Annotated in this window: 1 pseudogene; it reads right to left on the bottom strand. The window is 51.4% G+C overall.

What is annotated here, in order from left to right:
- Window positions 1–288 (bottom strand): annotated as a pseudogene (locus tag ACTHSP_RS23655) (c-type cytochrome biogenesis protein CcsB); the annotation flags it as partial.

The raw sequence follows: 288 nt of genomic DNA, 5'->3' as shown, positions 1-288 counted from the left end.
AAACACGGTACCCATGCCCAAAAGCGTATTGGACGGCACATTTTTGCGCACCGCCGCTATCGCGCCGACGATATAGGCAAACAAGGCAAAGAACACAAACGCGCATTGCCACATAATCGCCGACTGGCTGCTTAACAGGTATTTGAGCAGGAAGCCGTCTGCGTGTTTGATGTCGCCGCCATACAAATCAACGGCCAAATACGCCAAACATACGCCCAAAGGGATAAACCAGCGCATCGGTTTGAAAAACCAACCCAGAAAAACGGCAATACCGGCACTCACCCACAA

The sequence above is a fragment of the Neisseria sp. P0001.S005 genome, from assembly GCF_051963715.1.
The sequence above is the reverse complement of the archived record's forward strand: the minus strand, read 5'-3'. Positions and strand labels throughout refer to the sequence as shown.